Source organism: Candidatus Xiphinematobacter sp. Idaho Grape (assembly GCF_001318295.1).
In the GTDB taxonomy this organism is placed as follows: domain Bacteria; phylum Verrucomicrobiota; class Verrucomicrobiia; order Chthoniobacterales; family Xiphinematobacteraceae; genus Xiphinematobacter.
The window spans coordinates 641,834-663,089 of the sequence record NZ_CP012665.1; the positions used below are offsets into that span (position 1 = coordinate 641,834).

Here is a 21,256-nt window from a genome sequence, read left to right on the forward strand (position 1 = left end):
AAGCAGCTCTGCTGCTCATAACTTTTAGCTTCCCATCGCCAAGCGATCTACCTGTGTGAAGAGACCCGTTACTCTTAGGTCAATCCCACCCTTACCTCGCTAGGTAGAGAGACCATCTGCCTGGGTCTCTTCTTACACTTTTCCCAGACAGATGTTGCAGTGGCAGAACAGTACGTATTTTCTAGCACCAGATATCTTGCCAGGAGGCCTCTATCGATCGATAGCCCGCAATTTCACCGCAAAATACCGCTTTGAGGTTTATCAGGGTGAAACCTATTCGCGACCGTGAAAGTGATCAATGGCTTCTACTACTCCAGCAGCATAAGTCCTGGAAGCGACAAATCCGCCTGCCTGTGAAACGGCTTGCTTCACCGCAGCGACGGCATTTGCGGGGCAAGCACACATGGCTGCCGCCTCTCCGTCCAACATAGAAAGATCGTTATAGCTGTCTCCAATAGCAAGGACAGCTTCTTGCGAGAGGTTGATGAGTCTGCAGAGCTCTACTAATGTGGACCCCTTGTGGTAGTCAGCATGGCTAAAACGCAGGTAAACAGTGTTTCTCTGAAAAGAGAATTTTGGGAAGTTTCTACAAATTTCCTCTAATTCCAGGATGAACCGGCACATAATTTTTTCTTCAGGAATAATTAGGCCAACAAAAGCTTCCTGCTCATGCACGACTGTCACCCCCCGGTGTCGAACTGCTTGTTTATAAACTTCTTGCAGTGATTCTTGGCATTGAAACATAAGTTCTTCTTGCTGAGAACGCCCTAGTTCTGTCCAATCGCTAAAATGCTCCCACCCTCCGGAAGGGATATGACGATAAATTTCTCGTTCGAGCGAGATAATGTATTCGGGAGATATAGGAGATCGAAACTTGCTGAGTCCATCTAAAGTGTATGTAAAAGAACGGCCAGTATTAATTACCCAGATTCCTCCCTCTTGTTGGTGACGGAAGAGTCTGTTCATAAATTCCTCTGTGCACTGTCCGTGAAAAAATGGATTAATTAGGGTGCCGTCAAAGTCGGTACAGAGTAAAGCAATAGTAGACATTGGGTGATCCCCAACTTAGGGGGGGTGTAGATTAAGATAAACGGGCGTTAGACTGCCCTTGTGGAACAAGGGCCGTAGAAACACCACTTCTAGCGAAAAACCGACTCCAAGCAGGGGGCCATAGAAAACAGGCACGGTAAACAAGTCGCAAGTTAAGTGCACACTTGCTTCTTAAGATGACTGGGCAATTCTCAGACAGAAACCAAGGTACCCTAGCGGGGGGGCAGGCTACCGAGAAACAACGAGCAAAAGAAGCAAAATATTCTGCGTCCCCACTTTTCCGTGAAAGCAGTGCTTTTTTTGCTTGGCAAGTGGGAGCAATTTTCGCGAGCCTGTCTCCCACAGGCGGAACACTGTGAAAGGGGGTCTGCGCTCTTTCCTTGCTTTTAAAAGGTTAGTGAGCTTCTAACAGCCAGGAGCACATACCTTTGTGTGCGGAATTACCCTGATGTGAACACTCCGTGTCCTTCTTGTCTCCCATGTCTCAGATGATTTCTCTAAGGAACTTGACTCTTGTATTATCCGCTGTTCTTGTCCTTTCAATATTTTCCTTCCAGGCCCTCCAGAGAGGGAGAGACAGACAAGTTGGCAATATGCAAGAACCAATTCGCATTGGGGTGTTCCAGTCGCTTACTGGGGCAGAAGCTAGTTTTGGTCAGGAAGTGATGAAGGGAATCGAGATGGCCATGAAAGAAATCAATGCTCAGGGAGGGGTATTGGTGAAATGGAACAAGAAAAATTCCTTAAGGTGTCCTCTAGAGATCATTGTGCGTGATAACCAATCTAAACCAGGGGAGACTTCAGCCATTGCTAGAGAACTTATTAGCCGCTATCGTGTGGTGGCTCTCATTGGAGAGGTTTCCTCGGGACGCACCTTGGAGGCTGCGCCTATTGCCCAAAGATATCATGTTCCTTTGCTGGCCAACTCTGCTTCCAATGACAGGGTTACGAAAATTGGGAACTATGTTTTTCGCATAAGTTATCGTGATAGTCAGCAGGGAGAGGTTCTAGCACGATACATATATCTCTTAGGGAAAAGGAAGGCCGCACTTCTCGTGGATTCTAGCAGAGATAACAGTGCCACCATGGCCGACAGTTTTAAAAAGCAGTTCATCGCATTGGGTGGCGACATTGTAGAAAGGCAAAGTTATAATGCTCACGACAAGGATTTCCAGGCCCAGGTTACTACCATTAAGAACTCTGGCGCTGACTGCCTTTTTCTACCGGGAGTTTATACAGAGTGTGCCACCATTATGAAACAAGCACGGTCTTTGGGATTAAACCTATCCACATTTGGCGGAGATTCCTGGGATTCTCCAGTTTTTGTCAATGTGGCAGGAAAGGCGGCTGAAGGAGCAGTCTTCACAAACAGCTTTTCTGCTGATGATCCCGATCCTACTGTACAATCCTTCGTTCAGAGCTATCGGAGTAAATATGGCCAACATGCTAAGCCTATGGCTCTTGCCGTAACAGGTTTTGATGCGCTCAAATTAATGGTGAATGCTATTGAGCGCGCTAAGGTCGACGGTCCAGATGTTAACCTGAAAGACCCAGGTAGGCTCAAGCGTTTTCGGCACGCGATTCGTGATGCCCTTGCAAAGACCTGTAATTATGGAGCTGTTAGCGGTAGCATTACCTTTGACAAAAACGGTGATCCTGCCAAAGCTATGGTGCTGTTGCGTGTTTGCCATGGGCGGTTTGAATTCATCCGAAAGGAGCCTCCTCCTCAATAGGGTTGTGATACACCCCAGTTGGATAGCATGCCTATGCGAATAAAGTATAAGGAAAAGGGATGGAGGACAACCGTCTACGCGGTAGAGTCGATTCAGGGAGATGCATTGGAAGGTTGCTTCCATCGCTCGAAATGGCAGGTTTAGGTTCTCTCATGTGCTCTGAAGCTTCACCATGAATGAAGCGCATGCACAAGTACGGAGATGTTTGTTGCCAAGTGTTCGCTCCTGGAAATGGAGAGGCCCTTGGAAAGGTAAGGCTTTAAGGGTGTTGCGTACATGTAGCAACAGTTCATGATAAATTATGTGGAAGAATGCAGTATTTTCCTTCTGTATTGCTATCTTGCCTACGTTCCTATAAGTCCACTAAAAGGATGTCGCTATGGAATACTCTATCTCTCCATACTCCTAGAGCTACTTATGCAGCGCAAAGCTGGAGGGGGGCGTGTATGCCCCACGGGCTAGTAGAAAAGCCTTGGAAGGGACTTCTGCTGAGACGCCCTGCGAGGTTTCTAAAACCGGAGGGTGGTGCGCGGCAAAATTGGAACCCAGAGGATCTGCAGTAATTCTCGTGTACAGGACAGGAAATTTACTTACCTAGAGGGCTTTTGCTCCGAAATGGAATTTTCTCAACAACTGATTAACGGACTCTCGCTTGGCTCGATTTATGCGCTTATCGCTTTAGGATACAGTATGGTATATGGTGTGCTGAGGTTCATTAATTTCGCGCACGGAGACATTCTAATGGTGGGAGCTTTTGTTGGCTATTACTTGACTCCGAGGATGCAAGTTTTCTTAGGTGGTTTTGGACTGATACCGGTTGGAATTGCAGTGTTGATGTCGACAATGGTAATCTGCGCCCTGCTGGGGGTCTCCATCGAATTTTTCGCCTACCGCCCCTTGAGGAAGCACCCAAGGCTCACAGTGCTAATTACCTCAATTGGTGTGTCTCTCTTGCTAGAGTACGGTGGCCAAATTCTCTTTGGTGTCAATGTTAAACCGTTCCCTAGCCTTCTTCCATCCTTTCGCATTCCCTTGGGATTTGGGTTGAGTGTGGCCTCTAACCATTTAGTAGCGCTTGGAGTATCTGGAATATTACTTTTAGTGTTACGCTTGTTAGTGTTGCGCACCAGACTGGGCCTGGCTATGAGGGCGCTAGCTCACAACCAAGAGGCAGCCTCACTCATGGGGATTAACACAAATATTATTATTTCTCTCACTTTCGCTGCTGGATCTGCACTTGCTGGTGCTGGGGGGATCCTTTATGCCTTGAACATCCATTCTATTGATCCTCTCATGGGGATTCTACCGGGCATGAAAGCCTTTGTTGCAGCAGTGTTAGGTGGGATTGGAAGTCTACCTGGCGCAGCCCTAGGAGGGATTCTCTTAGGTGTGGTAGAAAGCCTAATTGGAGGCTCTTCAATCTCTTCTTATCGAGATGCTGTAGTGTTTAGCATTCTTATTCTGATCCTTTTACTGCGCCCGACGGGGATTCTTGGCAAGGTAGTCCAAGAGAAAGTTTAAACTGGAAGCATACGCTCGGAAGATCTGGTTCCTTCATGGAGAAGGAAAGTTTGTTGGTTTAACAACAACGGCCGTTCCATAGGCAAAGACTTCCGTGATGCTCTGTGGAAGTTCGGTACTGTCGTAATGGACAGCGAGGAGAGCATTAGCTCCACGCTCCGATGCCTGCGCGATGAGCACATGTAAGGCCTCTTGGCGGGCCCTTTCACAGACTCTGGTACACAGAGTTTTTCGGTTGCCAGTTATCATCTTCAAGAAGTCCAGAAATCTCTGAGCTCCAATGGAGAAGCGTATGGCAGCACCGTGCACAATCCCCAACTGGCGGACTATTTGGTATCCTACTAACTCGTTTGCAGTAGTAGTGAAGAAATTTACGGAGTCCATATCGTTTGCGCCCTAAGGATGAGGAGTAACAAGCAAACGGCAGTTTGGATTAAGTTGTTCCTTATATCGGTAGATATTAGTTGGTGCAACAGAAAGGAGATCGGCTTTTAGCAAAACAAACTCTGGATAAAATTGGTTACTTGCAGGCTCATATACGGTTTGGCCGGAAAAATATCCCCTAAGGGAGTACTCATGATTATTATCAAATCCAATCCTATTTTGCTTTCTGTCAGGGGCAAGGCATTGTAGTCTACTTTATACATCCGTCTTCCAATAAAATAGCTCTCGGGTCCATCGTGGACAATGGCCCTTTGTGTGTTGGTAGAATCACAAACGGAGATGACTGGCTCAAACACTTTACAGCCGACTAACCCTATAATGAAGGCAGTGGGCAAAAGCGACAAAAAGCGGTTCACAGAGACTTCTGCTCCTTAGCAGTATTAGACTACGACTTTCGCATTCTCACAGGATAGCTGACTTTAGACTCAAGGAGAAGTGGTATTGGGAAGGGCTAGTAGGATATGTGACCTTTATCACTCTAACCCGTTACTCTTAAGAATAAGCAGAGGAGATATAGTCGGTATTCGTTGCTGTCTTCCCTACAATACGCAAAAGGAGATGCGTGAGAACTGTCGCTTCTTCCAGTGGAGAAGGATTGATGAGCAATCGATTTGTTTCTAGACATTTCTTTAGGGCAGTTCTCAGTTCCGCTTGCGAGTATCTGGCGGAGTGTATTGCGGAAAGCCCAAGGGCGTATGTGTTTAGAGTGCCGTCCTTTTTTCTTGGAAAATGAGAAACTACGCTAGTGGGAAGTTTTCTAATTAAGTGAGCAAAGGCGTTCGCATGTGTGGGTGGAGAGATATCATGGCGTTCTATGAGAGCTTTAACGATGAGGAGGTTACGTATGGTAGGAACTATAGCTACTAAAAGGATGCCTATGGCATGCTCGCCCTGGAGGATAAGTTGTCGGAGGAACTCTAAGCAAAGGGGCGCATTTCGGGTCAAGATCGCATTGGAGAGGTCAAAGATGCTGCTCGCACGCGTGGCAGGAACTAACTCTCGTACCACAGCCTCCGTGATGGTATTGCCGTCTTCTGAACTTAACGAGACGAAAAGTTTTTGAAGCTCTAACTCAGCCTGGGAGGTGCTTTCCCCGACACGAATCGCAAAGAGATCTAGAGCAGCAGGTTCAAAGCAAAAGTGGTGCTTGGCGGCATTTTTTTTTATCCATTCAGTGATATCAGCATTGGAGATGTGCCATCTTGAGCTGGGGTTATCGCAAATTATTACCTTTGCCAGCTTGGTTAATGATTTATAAGTGGATCTTCGCCTATCTGCACCAGGCGTGCTTAGAAGAAAGAAGACACCAGTAGAAATGCCCGATTTCAGGGTATTTTGCAGTTCTTCCAGGGCAGAGCTAAGGACTGTTGAATGCCCAAGCACGGGATCCGTGAGCATCGAGGCATTTTTTAACCAAACCAACTTGTTTTCATATAGGAGTGGAGCAGTTAGCAGAGCCTGAATAGTACTCGTGATGACCTTTACCGCGTGACCAACCGTTTCTGTGGCACCATCAATAATTTCCCTAGCAAAGGAATGCGCGTGTGGCACCAGGCGCTCTGCCAAATCTGCAGCGGCGAGTTGGACCGCAGCTTCGTCTGAGCCTGTTACAATATAAAAGGTCCCATCCGGCCTATGGAGTAGTGCGGCAGACATATTCGGGCTATCCAGCTCATGAGTCTACAAGCGTCAGCTACGCGGTGGAGAATCCTGGAAGTCCTGGCAGACAGACACCTGGCGCCAGTTCCGTGTCTTTTTAGGTATACAACTCAGCCCATCGATCCTGGTGCTACGGAAAAAGCCGGGGATTACAGCAGGAATTCCCGACCCTCCAGCATAGCTGTATTACCTTCTGGCTGCAAGAAAAGTGTTCGCCAAAACCCCGGATCGGTAACAGAAAAACCTTCTGAGAGATGAGGGAGGTGGAGATAGGGGGGGAGTTAGGAAAACATGCCCGACTTTCATTTGGCAGTAGGGAGGAAGCGTGGATAACAAGGGGGGGGTTGTTTTCTCTTGTGGGGGGCTCCTGAACTCCTCAAGCACCCAATGTAGTTTATACGCCAGTAGTGGTTGCCACAAAGTTCTGGAACGTAGAAAGCAATGCGCACACGATTCTGCACCCCCCTAAGTCTAAAGTTATAGGAGACCTCCTCAGGTCTTGACTCATGCAGGAGTCTTGCACGGCTGATGTTAAATGCAGAAGAGCAGTGGATAATTCCGTGTACTGTGTATTCCTTCTTAAGGAGAAGTTCTGTAAGGTAAGAACCTTCCCATTAGTAGAAGCTATGGAAAGGACAAGAGACACTATTCTGTAGGTAGGATGGAAAAAAATTGGAAAACAGAGTAATTCAGTTGCACTTTCTCTTGCCTTGTTCAATAAACCACGCTGGTGCAAGTTTGCCGGAGCAGCTTCCAGAGCCACTGGTGGGATTCTATCCACTAGGGAGAGTTGCAGGAGGGGGGAACTTCAGAGTGAAGTCAACAACCTTGGAACGGATCTTCGCAAGAGCCTGATCGTCCGAACGCACTTTGAGGGAAGCATCGACAAAGTCTGCAATTTCCCCAATGGCCTCTTCCTTCATTCCTCGAGTAGTCACAGCTAGCGTACCAAGACGAACGCCCCCAGTCTTTGTGATAGGCTCTGTGTCGAATGGCAGCGCATTTTTATTAACCGTAATGGCAGCCTTATCTAGGATAGTTTGGGCCTCGGCTCCACGAATGTTTTGAGGACGGAGATCCACGAGGAACATGTGATTGTCTGTGCCACCAGAGACTATGCGATAGCCTAGTGAAGAAAGTTGACTAGCCAGTAGCCTGCTATTGGAAATGACTTGCCGTGTATAGGACACAAAAGCGGGCTGGAGTGCCTCATAGAAACATACAGCTTTCGCCGCAACAACGTGCGGTAGAGGACCGCCTTGTATACCAGGAAAGACCGTTGAGTCTATCTTTTTGGCATACCGTTGCCTACATAAGATTAACCCGGCACGTGGCCCACGGAGACTTTTGTGGGTAGTGGCAGTCACAAAATCAGCGTAGGGAATGGGACTGGGATGTACCCCACCAGCGACCAGACCAGCAATGTGTGCCATATCCACAAGCAACAATGCGTCGACCAGATCAGCAATTTGCCTAAATAAAGCAAAATCAATGATGCGGGAATAAGCAGAGGCTCCCGCTATGATCAGCTTAGGGTGAATCGTCTCGGCCTGACGAGCTAAAGCATCGTAGTCAATCTGTTCTGTTTGTTGATCAACTCCGTAGTGGTGTATTTCGTAGAGTTTTCCAGAAAAATTTGCCTTATGGCCATGGGTAAGGTGTCCTCCATGAGCAAGATCCATCGTCAAAATACGATCGCCAGGCTCTAGACAACTAGAGCATACAGCCATGTTTGCTTGACTTCCCGAATGGGGCTGCACATTTGCGTGCTCAGCCTTGAAAAGCTTTTTCGCACGCTCAACAGCAAGCAACTCTATGGCGTCTACAAACTCACAGCCACCATACCACCGCCTTCCAGGGTAGCCTTCTGCATATTTATTTGTGAGGCAAGAACTTTGAGCCTGCATCACCGCAACGCTTGTATAGTTTTCTGAGGCAATAAGCTCGATATGCTCAAGCTGGCGGCGTTGCTCCCTGCAAATTGCTTGGGCGATCTCAGGATCTAAAGCTCCCAGTTGCAGGGAAGAAGAGAAGAAGGAGGGAGTAGCATTATAGTCTAAAAGACCAAGAATTTTTTGCACAGCACTCTTAATTGCATCCTTACACCGCTGGTATGTTTCCAGATCGTTCCCAATAGGATCTGGGATATCTAGAGATGTATCGGACTCAAGCTCACGAAGAAGAAAAGATTTGCTCGTAGCGGATGGATGAAACAATACGAGTCTTCTCTTCTGTTCACGGCTCATAACAAAGATATGCGTGGCATGCTTAATGTGCTCCTCCGTAAGAGGATGGCTCCGATGAGAGGAGATGTTAATGTCTTCTTCTTCATGAAGAATCTGTAGGGCAAACTGACTAGGGGGGACATCAGGGATAGCGTGGAGACCGGCAGACTGCACCTCGATGTCTTTTCGGCCACGTAGCAGCTTTTTCAGAAGAGCTTCTGCCATTGGACTACGGCAAGTATTTCCTGTACAAACGAACAAAACCGATTTCATCAAGGAAGAAGAGAGACAAAGACTAGGGTTAGAGTAATTTGCTAGGGGTTGAAGTCAATGCCTGAAACCAAGCAACCCCCAGAGCAGTGGGGGGGGTCTCTTCGCAGAGTGTGATCATTCAATGGAATGCCTTCCTATATGAGAAAACGCAGCCCACGACGATCCCTAAGCACCTAGGGCGCCATCCATCCTCAAGAGATGCCGGTTCTAGAAAGAAGGATGTGTCATTTCTCAGGACCCGCCCCCTGCCTGGCTGTACAACATAATATCCTTGCCTAGGTTTTCTTCCCTCTTCTCAGGAAGAATCCTAGTTCGGTCGCGCGATAGGGGGATGTAAAGGTAACAGCCAACCTCTTTTGCCACCATAAGGCAAAACACCACGAATCATGGCCCCTCTTATGGGAACAAGCCCCTCAGCCGCTTAGCGGCTTGGACGCGCTCAATACCAATAGAGAGGGCCGAGTTCCGATGAGAAATACCCCTCTCTTTTGCTCTTCGTACTACTGCGGAAAAAGCACTCTCCAGAATCCTGCATAATCTGTCAACTACCTCTGTGTTGGTCCAGAGGAAGTTTTGCATATCTTGAACCCACTCGAAGTAGGATACTACAACGCCGCCCACATTGCAGAGGATATCTGGTATGATGAAAATCTCCTCTCGCCTTTGATCCAGAATAGCGTCAGCCTCCGGGGTTGTAGGGCCGTTAGCAGCTTCTGCTAGAATACGGCATTGAAGTTTCCCAGCGTTGGACGCCGTAATAACGCGCTCTATAGCAGCTGGAATCAGTACATCACAAGGAAGGGTCAGGAGTTCCTCAGGATCAATGACTTCTCCACCTGAAAATCCTGCCAAACTCTTGTTGTGTTCTGCAGCGTAGCGATCTGCCATGGCTACATCAATTCCCTTGGGGTTATAAATGGCGACTGCCTGGTCACTAATGCCGATAATTTTCATTCCAGTGCGATAGGCAAGACCGCAGGCTGTTACAGAGCCCACATTGCCGAACCCCTGCACGATGGCAGTACGACCCTGTGGATTGATCTGCATATGGCTAAAAGCACGCTCCACAAGAAATGTCACACCGCGGCCAGTAGCCTCGCGTCTTCCAGCACATCCACCCAGGGCTGCTGGTTTTCCGGTGACAATCTCAGCAACTGACTTTCCTGAATGGGAGGAGTAAGCATCCATAAACCAGGCCATGATTTGCTCATTTGTACCTAAATCTGGCCCCATGATGTCCGTTTGTGGTCCGACAAAGGGAATCATCTCCAACATGTACCTGCGAGAAATCCTTTGAAGCTCAACTGAAGTCAGGCTTCTGGGATCTACGGCAACCCCTCCCTTTGCGCCCCCATAGGGAAGACTAGCAAGGGCGCATTTCCAACTCATCCATACAGCCAGTGCTGCAGATTCACCTAAAGTCAAGGAAGGTGTAAAACGGGTGCCTCCCTTTGTAGGACCAAGGGCAAGATGGTGCTGTACGCGGTAGCCTTGGAAGACAGTGATGCTTCCATCTTCACGATGGATAGGGATCGATATGGAGATCGCTCGTTTAGGAAGGATAAGCTGGTCGCGTTCACCATCGTGGATCTCTAACATGTCAGCCACAGTATCGAACTGCTGCCGAGCCATCTTAAAGGTGGGATCCAAATGGATTTCTCGTTCCATATTCTTTTTGAGATAGCGGAGGGTCGATGAGGCTAAGCTCTACTAGTCAATTTACCGCAGCCACTTCTACCTTGCAGGTAGTAAAATCCCAGACGGCGGTGGCCAGTCAAGTGTTGTTCATGCATTTGGTAAAAAGATCTTTTCACAACAAGGGGGCTGGTGTCCTCTTTTGTGTAAGTCTGCATGTCCTCCCCGCCTGCTCTAGTACTCCTGATAGAATGTGTCTGGCTGGCGCAAGTAGCGAGTGCCTAAAGACCCAGCGCAAAGAATGTGGTCTCTTTTCTACACCAAGAGGCGACAGGGAGGTGATGTATCCCCCAGGTGATGTATCCACCTAATGCGTTAGAAGATTTTTATTCAGAGTGAACAGAAAATGGCACCCTTCTCCGCTAACGAGCGCTTGGGGAGATATAGGTGCCATTCCGTATTTCTACCTCAGTTTTTTTGCTGCTACTGGAAGTAATATCTTCTCCTGCAATGGATGGACTTTAGTCATTAAGTCTTATGGTATAGCGGAGGCCGTGAGAGAGGGGGGTGACATCTGACCTGGCACGGGAGAGGGACCGTCCTTGTATGCATATCTTACTTGAAATCTTTCTCCAAGCGGTATCTTGCCCGGAAACAGACAACCGCATTCCTCTGTATTGCGAGGCAATAAAAAACCTTATTCTGTATAGCCAAAAAAGTGCTTCCTGTGGGAAAGTGGCGCGTAGCAAATACCTTTTTGCATATGAGACTTGCACTTGTAGTCGCAGTGGTTACCCTCTAGAGTGAGAATGCGCTTGCTAAGCGCTCCTTCCATTTGGAGGTTGTATTGCCCTTTTGGGGATTTTCTCTGGAAACCTAGTTTTGGTGTCGAATGTCCAGTGCTGAAATAAGAAAAACTGTATCCTCCGCGATGTTGGTGGAATGATCTCCGATGCGTTCAATATAGCGGGCGATAAAAATTAAATTCAAGTAGGTGCGAACACGAAAAACATCCCTCAGCATGGTATCGCTAAGTTTCTCAGCGATTTCCTTGTTCATGTCGTCTAGTCTTCTGTCACGCGATCTAAGTGCTAGGGCAAGTTCGATGTTGCGATTAGCAAATGCCTGTAGGGCATCCACAAACATGTTAGTAGCATGGCAGAACATTTCGTGAGTTGCTATGACTTCTGGAACTGACGGAACCGAGTTGAGTTGAATAACTCTGCGTGCGATTCCAACAGCTTGATCGGCGATACGTTCGAGATGAACGCTGAGTTTCATGGTAGCCAGGACTTCGCGCATATCGGAGGCAACCGGATTAAAGCGCATCATTGTCTCAGTGCCGTCTCGGTCAATTTGCACCTCTAGAGCATCAATTTCTTCATCGTCAGCAATGACGGTTGTGCAAGGTTGGTTTTCACGTTGAGTTAATCCAATGAGAGAGTTTTGTAAGTTTCGCTGAGTAAGACTTGCCATCATAAGCACGTTCGTTCGCAGAGAAGTCATAGCAGCTTCGAATGTACCCAAAATGTGGCGTGAGATACGTGCATTCATCCTTTTTACCAGGCGCTCATGCCCCTCCTTCTCCATTCCAACGTAGGGAGATTAGCCAAAACGCCCCGTAATGTAATCTTCTGTTTGTTTCTTTCCAGGATTAGAAAAGACTTTTGTGGTAGTATCGTACTCGACGAGATACCCGAGATAGAAGAAAGCGGTTCGGTCAGAACAACGTGTGGCTTGCTGCATGTTATGGGTAACTATAACGACAGTGAGTTTTTGTTTAAGTCTCTGGATGAGTTCTTCAACCTTAGCAGTAGCGATGGGATCAAGGGCTGAACAGGGCTCATCCATGAGAAGCACCTCGGGTTGATTTGCGATGGCACGGGCAATGCAGAGGCGCTGCATTTGACCCCCTGAAAGCCCTAGCGCACTTTCGTGAAGGCGGTCTTTGACTTCTTCCCAAAGGGCGGCATCTCGTAGGCTCCGCTCCACAGTTTGATCCAGGAGGTTCTTCTTACTTTGTCCGGCAATCCGGAGGCTGTATACGATATTTTCGTAAATAGACTTGGGAAAGGGATTTGATTTTTGAAAGACCATACCAATTCTCCTCCGTAATGCGATGACCTCTATCTGTGGGCCGTAGATACTTCTCCCCATCAAGGTGATATCACCCTCATGGTGTACCCCTTCAATTAACTCATTCATGCGATTGAAGTTGCGTAAGAGAGTTGACTTGCCACATCCTGAAGGGCCAATAAAGGCGGTTACCTCCCTTTCAGGGATCTCCATGGAAATACCATGAAGCGCTTTCTTAGAACCGTAGTAGAAGCTGAAATTTTGAACCGAAAGTAGGTCCATCCGCCTTACAGGCCGTGGCTCTAGAATCAGGGACGAACTCTCTTCATCGTTACATTGCACACCAACACTCTGAGCACCAGGAACCACTAGGTGGGTATGGTACTCCACTTTGGAATCCGCTTGCAACCGGTTAGGAATCACTTTTTTCTAACGAGAAGCTGCGCGGTGACGCTGGTGATGGTAACGATACCTACCAATACCAACGAAGCGGCCCATGCTAGCCTTACTTGGTGATCATATGGGATGTTGGAAAAGTTGTAAATAAGTACTGAGAGGGAGGCAGTAGGATATCCAAGAGACTTAGGCCAGTAAGGGTTAAAGAGCGCTGTAAAAAGTACTGGAGCTGTTTCCCCTGCAGCACGAGCAATTGCCAGCATAAGACCGGTCGTCATAGCAGGCAAAGCTTCAGGAAGCACTACACACCAGGTAGTTTGGAATATAGTGGCACCTAATCCAGTGGAAGCTTCCCGCAGAGAATAGGGTACTCCCAACAAGGCCTGTTCAGAGGTAAGAAGGATGGTGGGAAGAATAAGTATGGCAAGGGCGACGCTACCTGCCATGGCAGAAAATCCTATGTGGATAACCAGGATGGAAAAGACAAAGACTCCGCAAATAATGGATGGAATACCAGTTAACAGCTTAGCTACAAAACGCACTGTGCAGGAAAATCTGGAGCTACGGTCGTATTCATTGATATAAATTGCGGCAAGAACACCAACTGGGGCTGCAATGATTAAGGCAAGGCCTACCATGATAACGGTGCCAATGACAGCATTTCCGAATCCACCTCCCGCTAGTCCCGCCGCAGGTGGAAGACTGGTAAAAAGAGAGGGTGTTAGAAGCAGGATGCCGTTCCTGAGTACGAGAAAGACGATTGATAATAGAGGAACAAGCGTGAGAAGCGAAAGGCCAATGCAAACGAAACTTAAAAAAGTGCTGAGAGAGGAACGCAATTTTGCCTTCTGTGCCTTGGATGCATCCACCAGACAATTCAGGGAGTTTATGGGACTCATCGTTGGCGGATTTTTACTGTAGTACGCTGAGTGCGTCTAAGGATGATTTCTCCTGTGGCGTTCACCAAAAGAGTAAGCAACATCAGTAAAAGTGCGGCATGCATCAGAGAGGAAACTTGTAGTCCTTCCGCCTCAGCAAATTGATTGGCTAACAGGCTAGCCAGAGTTCCAGCTGGAGCTAAAAGAGAAAACGTCAACCGTGTACTATTCCCAATAAGCATGGCTACGGCCATTGTCTCCCCCATGGCCCGACCAAGGGCGAGTATGGTTGCAGCAACGATGCCAGGGGTTGCAGTTGGCAAAATAACACCGAGAATTGCTTCCCAACGGGTTGCTCCGAGTGCATATGCTCCTTCTCTCAAAGTTTTAGGCACGTCAACCAGAGCAGTACGAGAAATGGCAGTGATGGTAGGCAGCACCATGAGGGCCAAGATCAAACTTGCAGCCAGCATGCTGTTGCCAAAAACAGGTCCCTGGAACAGAGGAATAAATCCTAGGGAGCTGGACAGCCAATTGCCGCCTCTTCGGACAATTGGAATCACCACAGCAATACCCCAAAGCCCATAAACCACGCTAGGAATGGCAGCAAGAAGCTCTATTACAAAACGGATGGATTGGCGAAATACGGAAGGGAGGAAGTCCTCGCTTAAAAAGATTGCAATTGCCACCCCAAGAGGCAAGGCAATAAGGAGTGCAAGGACAGAACTCATTGTAGTGCCAACCAGAAAAGGAAGCACTCCAAAACGGTTTGTGTTGGGATCCCAAGAAACGTGGATAAAAAACTGCAGTCCAAATTTTCTGATGGAAGGAAGTGCTTGGCTAAAAATTTCTAGGACGATCCATGCCAAGAGTGCAACAGTAGCTGCTGCAGCTGTCCAACAGAGGACGTGTAACCAGTCTGGCCAAGACAATCTTCCCCCTTTTCTCTTCTCCTTCATAGTGAGAGCCTATTCTGTTACAGATCGAGGTTTATTTATACTTATCAGCTTCTCTTGAGTTTTCTTTACCATTAGGGATGAAAGGGGAACGTAGCCAAGTTGCGTAGCAAATGATTGACCAGTGGTTAGAGCATAACCTACAAAGGCCTTAAGAGCCCTGCCCTTCTCAGTGTCCTCATAGCTTCTATGCAGAAGGAGCCAACTGAAGGTGACAATGGGATAGTCCTCCCTTCCATCCGGATCTGTGGGGGAATCCTCAGATGAGGAGACGGAGGATAAAGCAGCGTAGCCACTTGCTGGCGTGGCTCTTACGAAGTTTCCGGACTTGTTTTGTAGTTTGGGGAACGTGACCTTGCTGCTGACAGCGTAGCTATATTCCATGTAACCAATGGCACCGGGGATTTGTTTAATAAGTGTGGTAACCCCGTCATTTCCCTTTCCAGCTACACCAATAGGCCAAGCTACAGATTTGTTGGCACCAATAGCTTTCTTAAAATCTTGGCTGATTGCAGAGAGATGGCGGGTAAACGCGAAGGTGGTCCCACTTCCATCCGAACGCGTTACGACGAGGACAGGAAGATTTGGAAGTACTACTTCACGGTTTATGGAGGCGATATTAGGATCATTCCAGCAGGTAATTTTTCCAAGAAAAATATCAGTGTAAGCTTTGCGAGAAAGCTTGAGGGAGGTAATACCAGGAAGGTTATAGCCTAAGACAATTGACCCTCCAATAGCCGGGATTGTTACAATACCCTTTGGGATGGCTACACTCTCCTCAGGGGCTATAACATCGCTTGCAGCAAAGTCTACAACATTCCTTTTTAAACCTTTAATGCCTGCACCGCTTCCAATCGCTTGGTAGTTTACTTCAATGTCAGGGCGTATCTTCCTAAACTCGGCGATCCAGCGTTGATAAAGAGGGGAGGGAAAAGAAGCTCCTATTCCTTGTAGGAAAATCTGTTTTTCCGTACTTGAGAAGGCGGCCATAACTAGAAATAATGTAGCTATCCAGATGGGGATAAGTAGAAAGAACTTCATGGATGACGACAAAATTGACCTCTCTCCCTCCTTGTGTCTTCTTCAGTTTGAAGAAATGCTAGGAAAAAGTGTTAATTGTATAACCCTCTCGGGGAAAAGTTTTTCGACTTTTGGTTGCGTTCCTAGATAAGGTTTCTTTACCATCCGTGCCGGTGTCCGCAGTACAGGTAGAGGCAGTTAAGCTTTGTCAGTCCTTCCGGGTAGGAGAAGAATGCGTGGAAGTCCTTAACGGTGTCGATCTGCAAATTTCCTGTGGGGAGACTGTGTTTATTTGCGGTACCTCGGGTGTTGGTAAAACAACCCTACTTTACGCCTTAGCAGGGTTAGAGCGGCCTGAATCGGGTCAGGTTCTCTTTGAGGGTGTGTCTCTTTATGAGGTGAGCCATGTTCGGCTTGCTAAGTTGAGAAACTCTAGAATGGGATTCGTATTTCAATCCTATTTCCTCCTTCCTGAATTAACTGTCCTAGAAAATACACTCTTGCCGGCCATGATCCTCAGTAATCGGCCCACCAGCCGCGCTCAAGAGCTTTTAGATCAGGTAGGCCTAGGGAAGCGTGGGCATCATCTGCCTGCAGAATTAAGTGGTGGGGAGCAACAACGTGTTGCGATTGCTAGAGCTCTCATCAACAAGCCTATCATTGTATTTGCGGATGAACCCACGGGAAATTTGGACTTACGCACTGGAAAGACAATCATTGATCTCCTTCTAAACCTAGTACACCAAGAAGATCTGACTCTTGTGGTGGTTACTCATGATCCACACCTTACTCGACGTGGAGATCGATGGGTAAGGTTGAAAACGGGGTAACTCTTTTCCACATGGAAGCAATGGGAGATACACGAGAAATACCTAGACGCCAGAAGATGAGATAGGAAATGCGTATTTTGCACGTAGAGTCTGGGCTCAACTCCGGTGGGGAAGAGTATCGAATTGCTGATGAGGTGCAATGGTTAAATGCAGCTGGACATCATGCTTGGATAGCATGCAATCCGGATAGCGAACTTTTCCAAGCTGGACTTACCCATGGTATGTGCGTGCTACCACTAAAGATGGTGTCTATCTTTGCCCCTCCATCCACCTGGAAACTGTATGGACTGGTCCGTAAGCTTAAATGTGACTTAGTGCACACGCATAGTCCGATTGATGCTTGGATAGCTGTCCCCTTGCGGTTATTTGGCGTCCCGATAGTTCGAAGTCGTCACATTACTAACCCAGTGGGAAGGAGTTTTTTTAGGACGTTCTGCTACCGGTACGGATGTGATCATCTATTACCCACCGCAAGGGTAATTCGCAATGCCCTTTTGCAGTACAATCGGATTCCGTCAGAGAAGATGACCGTTATCGGAGAGGGAGTAGATATTAAGCGCTTTCATCCAAATGTAGATGGAAACGAGTTTCGTCTTCTTTGGGGAGCAACTCCGCAGGACATTTTATTTGGTTGTGTGGGCATGCTACGCCCTGAAAAGGGACAGGGTATCTTTATCAAGGCAGCTGCAATTGTTAGAAAGTATTCGCCGAAAGCCCGTTTTGTTGTTGTTGGGGACAACGTCAAACAGGGTTCTTCGATGCGAGTAAGGTGCCTAGAGATTGTGCAGAGGGAATTTGGCTATAATGGATGGAAACCAGAGAATTCAATATCCCTCTCTAGGGAAACCCCTCTAATTTTACATGGACACGCGGAGGATGTAGCAGCAGCAACTGCTGCCCTAGATGTTGCAGTGGTTCCCTCCCTGAGGGAGGCCCAATCTAGGACCGCGCCAGAGGCTATTTGTCTTGGAAAGCCGGTGATTACAAGTTGTGTTGGTGGCCTTCCAGAGGTAGTCAGCGCTGGGGAAACAGGATTACTGGTGCCTCCTGGCAATGTAGAGGCTCTAGCTGAGGCGATGCTCAAGTTGGCAGAGGATAGCCCGCTACGATCAAAGCTTGCAAGGAAGGCAGCAATGGAGGGCAGAGAGCGATTCTCACTCGATAGTCGAATGCAGGAAACCGTACGGGTTTATAATAAAGTACTAGCAGAAAGCTGCCCTTAAGTAAGGGAAACAAAAGGGGAATAGTTCTATTCTTTTGGAGACAGAACGGACTCAACGCTACGCCTTTTCATAGCTGCTCTCCGGCTGAGTTTCACGCGCCCTTTTTCGTCAATCCCAATACACTGTACCCAGATACTATCTCCAATAGAAAGCACGTCCTCTACCCTTCTTACGTGTGAGTCAGCAAGTTCGGAAATATGCACCAACCCATCTTTTCCTGGAAGAATCTCGACGAAGGCGCCAAATTCCTTGATAGATACCACAGCACCCTGATAAATCTCACCTACCGCGACCTCTCTGACCATACCTTGAATGATTTCCTTGGCTCGTTGAAGGCTCTCTCTGTTACTAGAGTAGATGCGGACAGAGCCGTCATCTTCAATATTAATCTCTGCTCCGCTCTCAGCAACGATGCCTCGGATAGTTTTCCCACCAGGGCCAATTAGAAGTCCAATCTTTTCACTAGGGATGCAAATGGTTTCAATGCGAGGAGCATAAGGGTTGAGCTCTGCACGAGGTGCAGAAATAGTTGCAACCATTTGCTGAAGAATATGCACTCTGGCTTCTGTAGCCTTAGCAATGGCTTCAGCCAGGATTTCATGACCAATCCCAGGTATCTTGAGGTCGAGCTGGAATCCAGTTACTCCCACAGAGGTGCCACAGAGCTTGAAATCCATATCTCCAAAATGGTCTTCCAAGCCGATAATGTCGGTAAAGGTAGCGTGACGAGCTAGAGACCCGTCATCTGCAAACTCAGCGACAAGGCCAATAGAGATGCCAGCTACAGGCCGCTTAATCGGGACTCCTGCATCCATGAGAGCGAGAGTTCCGCTACAGACAGAAGCCATCGACGTGGAACCGTTGGACTCCATTACTTCGCTACTAATGCGGATGGCATAGGGGAATTCGTCCTCAATAGGAACAACAGGTGCAATGGAACGCTCGGCAAGAGCCCCATGCCCAATTTCCCGTCTGCTGCTTCCGCCTAGCCGGCCAGTCTCTCCGACGCTAAATGGTGGAAAATTATAGTGAAGAATAAACCGCTTGCTTCCTTCCCCCCCACCATAGGCATCAATCATCTGAGCCTCATCAATGGCACCAAGAGTTGCTAGAGCAACGGCCTGAGTTTCACCACGTTGAAACAGCGCCGAACCGTGAGCTCGCGGGACCAACCCTACTTCGGAGATAATGGGGCGCAGCTGATGGAGCCCACGTCCATCGCAGCGCTGCTGGCGGTCTAGGATGCCGATGCGAAACGCCCTCTTTTGGAGGAGGTCAAATGCCTGAGCAAGGTCAAAAGGAGTTGCCTGCGGATATTTCGCAAGCGCAGCGGCTCTCACCTCCTCCTTTAAGGCTCCTATGGCCTTTTCCCTAGCCCGCTTGTCTTGGATGTAGAGGACCGTCTCGACACGATTCCCTGCCACTTGATGGACGGTCTCCGACAGAGAAGTACATACAGTGAGTAGAGGTACCGTGCGTTTAACTCTTCCGGCAAGGCGCTGAAGCTCTCTCTGAGCATCGACTAGAGTGGCAACATACCTGCGGGCAATGGGAAGTGCTGCAATCAGTTTAGATTCGGGAAACTCCCCCGCGGTACCTTCGATCATAATGACATTCTTTCCATCTCCTACATAAACGAGGTCGAGATCACTCTGAGCGCGCTGTGTGTGAGTAGGATTCACAATAAACTCCCCACAGATATACCCTATACGCACAGCACCCACCGGCCCGGCAAATGGAATGTCAGAAACAGCAAGCGCGGCAGAGGCACCATTGATGCTGAGAATATCAGGATCATTCTCCCCATCAGCACTCAACAGAAGACTGATGATTTGTGTGTCATAAAAATACCCTTTCGGAAAAAGGGGGCGGAGAGGGCGATCAGTCATCCTGGAGGTCAGTGTCTCCTTTTCAGTAGGGCGCCCCTCCCTTTTGAAATACCCTCCAGGGAACTTGCCAGCTGCGGCCGCCTTTTCACGGTAATCTACGGTGAGAGGAAAAAAATCCTGCCCTTCCTTGAGGGTTGCCGACGAAACCGCAGAGGCGAGAACGATGGTCTCCCCACAGCGGACGGTAACAGCACCATCGGAAAGCTTCGCCATTTTCCCTGTTTCAATGGTGATTGCTCTCTCCCCTATTTGACGAGTTACAGAGTACAAATTTTTACTTCCTATTTTCGAAGTTGGAGCTTCTCCCTGGCGTTTTGATAACGTTCAAAGGTGACACCTCTTAATCTTAAGTAATCCAGCAAACGGCGCCGGTTAGACACGAGCTTGACAAGACCCCTCCGACAGGAGTGATCCTTCCTATGCCCCCTGAGATGCTCCGTTAGCCGGTTAATCCGGCTCGTGAGGAGGGCTACCTGTACGTCTGCGCTGCCGGTATCTCGCTGGTGTAGGCGCAGCTGCCCCTCTATCCCAGGACCATCCGCCCTAAGCATAACTCGTTTCTTCATTAAAGCAACCTCGCGCTGAAGGTAACATTATTCTTTCGTGCTGACAAGGTGAAAAAGGTAAGGAGTTTATAAGGAGTTTATTGTGTGGAAGGGTACCATTTAGCAGTTTTTAGAGATATTTAACTATGCGCTGGAAGAACGAGGGGTGTCTGGATAGGGATCATGCGACCGAGATCAGCGGCAAAATGATTGAAATCTCAACATACGAGTGTGCTACACTTGCACATGTGATTGTGGATTGGATGTATGGCGGCATGGATTGCGGGCGGCAATCGATAAGCAACATTTATAATACGGGCCCTCCCGAGGGGGATGGTTGGACTCTTCGCTAACCATCTTTCTCTTCGCTTGCCCAATTACTCTTGTCAAGAACGACTGGCGCCATTATTCCCCCTGAGGGGTGGGATTTTTCCATGAAAGAACGGGCTACCCTTTCTTGTAAATACTGCTCATGAAAGTTCTTCATCAATTTATCACTGTCTCTACTCGTGGGAAGAGGACTTATGAGATTACCCAAGCAATTCAAGGAGTCGTACGGCAATCACTAGTTCGGACAGGGGTAGTGACAGTATTTATTCGGCATACAAGTGCTAGCCTAGTAACTTATGAGAATGTTGATCCCACTGCCCGCGAAGACTTGCACGCCTATTTTGAGCGCGCGGTACCGGAGGGAGATCCGAATTTGGTACATACAACAGAAGGGTCAGATGATTCCACTGGTCATTTACGCGCAGCACTTACCCGCACAAGCGAAACTTTTCCCATCGTCTGTGGCAGTCTCACTCTGGGAACATGGCAGGGGATATTTGTCTTTGAACATCGTAAAACTGCTCACTCCAGAGTGGTAGATATAACTGCTATAGGAATCTAGAGTGTTTGTGC

Annotated in this window: 19 protein-coding genes and 1 pseudogene; 6 read left to right on the forward strand and 14 right to left on the reverse strand. The window is 48.2% G+C overall.

Features of this window, described 5'->3' with window-relative positions:
- Positions 1-273: 273 nt before the first annotated feature.
- Positions 274-1,050, reverse strand: a complete 777-nt coding sequence (locus tag AMD24_RS03015; protein WP_062100601.1) for an HAD family hydrolase — start codon at positions 1,048-1,050, stop codon at positions 274-276.
- A 593-nt stretch (positions 1,051-1,643) separates the two neighbouring features.
- On the opposite strand from AMD24_RS03015, the gene AMD24_RS03025 reads away from it, so the two are divergent.
- Both AMD24_RS03025 and AMD24_RS03030 read left to right on the forward strand, forming a co-directional pair.
- Entirely contained in the window at positions 1,644-2,783 is a 1,140-nt protein-coding gene (locus AMD24_RS03025) for an ABC transporter substrate-binding protein (protein ID WP_158404370.1), read from the forward strand.
- Between the two features lie 615 nt (positions 2,784-3,398).
- The gene (locus AMD24_RS03030; protein ID WP_062100887.1) at positions 3,399-4,304 is read left to right on the forward strand and encodes a branched-chain amino acid ABC transporter permease; all 906 of its coding nucleotides are present in this window, start codon (positions 3,399-3,401) and stop codon (positions 4,302-4,304) included.
- 33 nt (positions 4,305-4,337) lie between these two features.
- Here AMD24_RS03030 and AMD24_RS03035 read toward each other — a convergent pair whose 3' ends face one another.
- From AMD24_RS03035 to AMD24_RS03060, 6 genes and pseudogenes are all read right to left on the reverse strand, one after another.
- Positions 4,338-4,688 carry a YbjQ family protein gene (locus AMD24_RS03035; protein WP_062100604.1) on the reverse strand — a complete coding sequence of 117 codons (351 nt, stop codon included), beginning with the start codon at positions 4,686-4,688 and terminating at the stop codon, positions 4,338-4,340.
- Between the two features lie 107 nt (positions 4,689-4,795).
- Positions 4,796-5,104 carry a hypothetical protein gene (locus tag AMD24_RS03040; protein ID WP_062100605.1) on the reverse strand — a complete coding sequence of 103 codons (309 nt, stop codon included), beginning with the start codon at positions 5,102-5,104 and terminating at the stop codon, positions 4,796-4,798.
- 136 nt (positions 5,105-5,240) lie between these two features.
- Positions 5,241-6,404 carry a DNA polymerase III subunit delta gene (gene holA, locus AMD24_RS03045; protein WP_062100606.1) on the reverse strand — a complete coding sequence of 388 codons (1,164 nt, stop codon included), beginning with the start codon at positions 6,402-6,404 and terminating at the stop codon, positions 5,241-5,243.
- Between the two features lie 305 nt (positions 6,405-6,709).
- Positions 6,710-7,003, reverse strand: a pseudogene (locus AMD24_RS04465) (hypothetical protein); the annotation flags it as partial.
- Positions 7,004-7,180: 177 nt separating this feature from the next.
- Positions 7,181-8,905: a serine hydroxymethyltransferase gene (locus tag AMD24_RS03055; protein WP_082383037.1), complete on the reverse strand. Its 1,725-nt coding sequence runs from the start codon at positions 8,903-8,905 to the stop codon at positions 7,181-7,183.
- 396 nt (positions 8,906-9,301) lie between these two features.
- On the reverse strand, positions 9,302-10,573 hold the full coding sequence (locus tag AMD24_RS03060; protein WP_062100608.1) for a Glu/Leu/Phe/Val family dehydrogenase: 1,272 nt from the start codon (positions 10,571-10,573) through the stop codon (positions 9,302-9,304).
- 362 nt (positions 10,574-10,935) lie between these two features.
- On the opposite strand from AMD24_RS03060, the gene AMD24_RS04420 reads away from it, so the two are divergent.
- The gene (locus AMD24_RS04420) at positions 10,936-11,118 is read left to right on the forward strand and encodes a hypothetical protein (protein WP_158404372.1); all 183 of its coding nucleotides are present in this window, start codon (positions 10,936-10,938) and stop codon (positions 11,116-11,118) included.
- A gap of 298 nt (positions 11,119-11,416) precedes the next feature.
- Here AMD24_RS04420 and phoU read toward each other — a convergent pair whose 3' ends face one another.
- From phoU to pstS, 5 genes are all read right to left on the reverse strand, one after another.
- Positions 11,417-12,094, reverse strand: coding sequence for a phosphate signaling complex protein PhoU (gene phoU / locus AMD24_RS03075; protein WP_062100889.1), 678 nt, complete (start codon positions 12,092-12,094; stop codon positions 11,417-11,419).
- A gap of 51 nt (positions 12,095-12,145) precedes the next feature.
- On the reverse strand, positions 12,146-12,898 hold the full coding sequence (gene pstB, locus AMD24_RS03080; RefSeq protein ID WP_062100890.1) for a phosphate ABC transporter ATP-binding protein PstB: 753 nt from the start codon (positions 12,896-12,898) through the stop codon (positions 12,146-12,148).
- A 137-nt stretch (positions 12,899-13,035) separates the two neighbouring features.
- On the reverse strand, positions 13,036-13,911 hold the full coding sequence (gene pstA / locus AMD24_RS03085; protein WP_062100611.1) for a phosphate ABC transporter permease PstA: 876 nt from the start codon (positions 13,909-13,911) through the stop codon (positions 13,036-13,038).
- Positions 13,908-14,849, reverse strand: a complete 942-nt coding sequence (gene pstC / locus AMD24_RS03090; protein WP_062100612.1) for a phosphate ABC transporter permease subunit PstC — start codon at positions 14,847-14,849, stop codon at positions 13,908-13,910. Before pstC ends, pstA begins: the two co-directional genes overlap by 4 nt.
- A gap of 9 nt (positions 14,850-14,858) precedes the next feature.
- Complete coding sequence (gene pstS, locus AMD24_RS03095; protein WP_062100613.1) at positions 14,859-15,887, reverse strand: phosphate ABC transporter substrate-binding protein PstS; 1,029 nt, start codon at positions 15,885-15,887, stop codon at positions 14,859-14,861.
- A 152-nt stretch (positions 15,888-16,039) separates the two neighbouring features.
- On the opposite strand from pstS, the gene AMD24_RS03100 reads away from it, so the two are divergent.
- Positions 16,040-16,696: an ABC transporter ATP-binding protein gene (locus AMD24_RS03100; protein WP_148565188.1), complete on the forward strand. Its 657-nt coding sequence runs from the start codon at positions 16,040-16,042 to the stop codon at positions 16,694-16,696.
- A gap of 68 nt (positions 16,697-16,764) precedes the next feature.
- Positions 16,765-17,919: a glycosyltransferase family 4 protein gene (locus AMD24_RS03105; protein WP_062100615.1), complete on the forward strand. Its 1,155-nt coding sequence runs from the start codon at positions 16,765-16,767 to the stop codon at positions 17,917-17,919.
- Positions 17,920-17,945: 26 nt separating this feature from the next.
- Here the strand turns inward: AMD24_RS03105 and pnp are convergent, their stop codons facing one another.
- Complete coding sequence (gene pnp / locus AMD24_RS03110; RefSeq protein WP_256379091.1) at positions 17,946-20,078, reverse strand: polyribonucleotide nucleotidyltransferase; 2,133 nt, start codon at positions 20,076-20,078, stop codon at positions 17,946-17,948.
- Between the two features lie 11 nt (positions 20,079-20,089).
- Positions 20,090-20,374: a 30S ribosomal protein S15 gene (gene rpsO / locus AMD24_RS03115; RefSeq protein WP_269464968.1), complete on the reverse strand. Its 285-nt coding sequence runs from the start codon at positions 20,372-20,374 to the stop codon at positions 20,090-20,092.
- Positions 20,375-20,825: 451 nt separating this feature from the next.
- Between rpsO and AMD24_RS03125 the strand changes: the two genes are divergently transcribed.
- Complete coding sequence (locus AMD24_RS03125) at positions 20,826-21,245, forward strand: secondary thiamine-phosphate synthase enzyme YjbQ (RefSeq protein ID WP_062100618.1); 420 nt, start codon at positions 20,826-20,828, stop codon at positions 21,243-21,245.
- Positions 21,246-21,256 lie beyond the last annotated feature (11 nt).